This window comes from Kitasatospora sp. NPDC008115, from assembly GCF_042957205.1.
In the GTDB taxonomy this organism is placed as follows: Bacteria; Actinomycetota; Actinomycetes; order Streptomycetales; family Streptomycetaceae; genus Kitasatospora.
In genome coordinates this window covers 1-2,346 of record NZ_JBIBHU010000081.1, presented here as the reverse complement: position 1 = coordinate 2,346, position 2,346 = coordinate 1, and the positions used below count along the sequence as shown (strand labels likewise).

At 72.4% G+C, this 2,346-nt stretch carries 1 protein-coding gene; it reads right to left on the bottom strand.

Annotation, left to right across the window (positions count from 1 at the left end):
- Window positions 1-2,346, bottom strand: a 2,346-nt coding sequence (locus ACFZBX_RS36860) for a beta-ketoacyl synthase N-terminal-like domain-containing protein (protein WP_391538188.1), incomplete at both ends; no start/stop codon positions are given.

The following is a 2,346-nucleotide window of genomic DNA, read 5'->3' as shown; positions in this document are numbered from 1 at the left end:
CGGCTCCGCCAGCACCCCCACCAACCGCGCCGCCTGCTCCCGCAACGCCGCCTCGCTGCGCCCCGACACCACCAGAGGCACCACCTCACCCCCCAACGCCACCGGCACCGTCTCCACCGCCACCGGCTCCGCCTCGGGAGCCTGCTCCAGCAGCACGTGCGCGTTGGTACCGCTCAGCCCGAAGGAGGACACGCCCGCACGGCGCGGAGCGCCGGTCTCCGGCCAGATCTGTGCCTCCGTCAGCAGCTCGACTGCACCCGCCGACCAGTCCACCTGGTGCGAGGGCTCGTCGACGTGGAGCGTCTTCGGCAGCGTCCCGTGCCGCATCGCCATGACCATCTTGATCACACCGGCGACACCGGACGCGGCCTGGGTGTGGCCGATGTTCGACTTCAACGCGCCGAGCCGCAGCGGACGGCCCTCGGGGCGGTCCTGACCGTAGGTGGCCAGCAGGGCCTGCGCCTCGATCGGGTCACCCAGCGTCGTGCCCGTCCCGTGCGCCTCCACCACGTCGACGTCGGCAGCCGACAGCCCCGCGTCGGCCAGGGCCTGGCGGATCACCCGCTGCTGCGACGGACCGTTCGGCGCCGTCAGACCGTTCGACGCACCGTCCTGATTCATCGCGCTGCCCCGCACCACCGCCAGCACCGGATGCCCGTTACGCCGCGCGTCCGACAACCGCTCGACCACCAGCATGCCCACACCCTCGGCCCAACTGGTCCCGTCCGCCGCCTCGGCGAACGCCTTGCACCGGCCGTCGGCGGAGATGGCGCCCTGCTTGGAGAACTCCGCGAACGTCGCGGGAGTCGCCATCACGGTCACACCGCCGGCCAGCGCCAGATCGCACTCGCCGTTGCGCAGGGCCCGGCTCGCCAGGTGCAGCGCGACCAGCGAGGACGAGCACGCCGTGTCCACCGTCACCGCCGGGCCCTCCAGACCCAGCACGTACGACACCCGACCCGACATCACGCTGCCCGACGAACCGGTCACGCCGAAGCCCTGCGTGTCCTGGGCCGTCATCAGGAGAGCCGTGTACTCCTGGGCCGTGCCGCCGACGAACACACCGGTCCGGCTGCCGCGCAGCGAGGAGGGGTCGACGCCCGTGCGCTCCAGCGCCTCCCAGGAGGTCTCCAGCAGCAGCCGCTGCTGCGGATCCATCACGCCCGCCTCACGCGGCGAGATCCCGAAGAAGTCCGCGTCGAAGTCGCCGGCGTCGTGCAGGAAGCCACCACGCCGCACATCGCCGGAGAGCCACTGCTCCCAGCCACGGTCGACCGGCATCGCGGAGGTCTCGTCGCGCCCCTCGGCGACCAGGCGCCACAGCTCCTCCGGCGAGGTCACGTTCCCCGGGAAGCGGCAGGCCATGCCGACGATCACCAACGGCTCGTCGTCCTGCGAACGCGCCACCACGGCAAGGCCGGAGCCTGCCGCCGTACCGAGGAGTTCATCCCTGAGCAGGCTGGCGAGGGCAGCGGGGGTGGGGTGGTCGAAGACCAGGGTGGCGGGCAGCCGCAGGCCGGTCGCGGCGTTGAGCCGGGAACGGAACTCGACGGCGGTGAGGGAATCGAAGCCGATCTCCTGGAACGGTTTGGCCTCCGTGACCGCCACGGGTGAGGTGTGCCCCAGGACGTGCGCCACCTCGGACCGCACGAGATCCAGCAGCACCGTCCGCTGCTCGGCCTCCCGCAGGCCGGCCAGGCGCTCGCGCAGCGCTCCCGCGACGGAGTCGTCCCCGACCGGGTCGACGACGGCCTCCAGGGCGCGGCGGACCTCGGGGATCTCCTCGATCAGCGGACGGTGGCGCGCGATCATGTAGTTCGGTGCGAATCGCTCCCAGTCCATGTCGGTGACCGTGAGCAGGGTCTCGTCCTGCGCGAGGGCCTGGTCGAGGGCGCTGATCGCGATCTCCGGGTCCATCGGCCGTAGACCCAGCCGGGCCAGCCGCGCGGCCGTCGCGCCGTGGTCCTGCAGCATGCCGCCGGATCCCCAGCCGCCCCAGGAGACGGAGGTGGCGGTCAGACCACGGGCCCGGCGCTCCTGGGCCAGACCGTCCAGATAGGCGTTGGCCGCCGCATAGGCCGCGTTGCCCGCACTGCCCCATACCGCCGCACCCGAGGAGAACAGCACGAACGCGTCCAGCTCCATCCCCGCGGTCAACGCGTCCAGGTGCCGGGCACCCTCCACCTTGGCGGCGTACTGGTACGCGAGTTCCGCCTCGCCGATCTCCAGTACCTCGCCGAAGTCGGCGACGCCCGCCGCGTGGAAGACCGCGGACAGCGGGAGTTCCGCCGGAATCCCCGCCAGCACCCCCTCCAACGCCCCCCGATCCGCCACATCACACGCCAC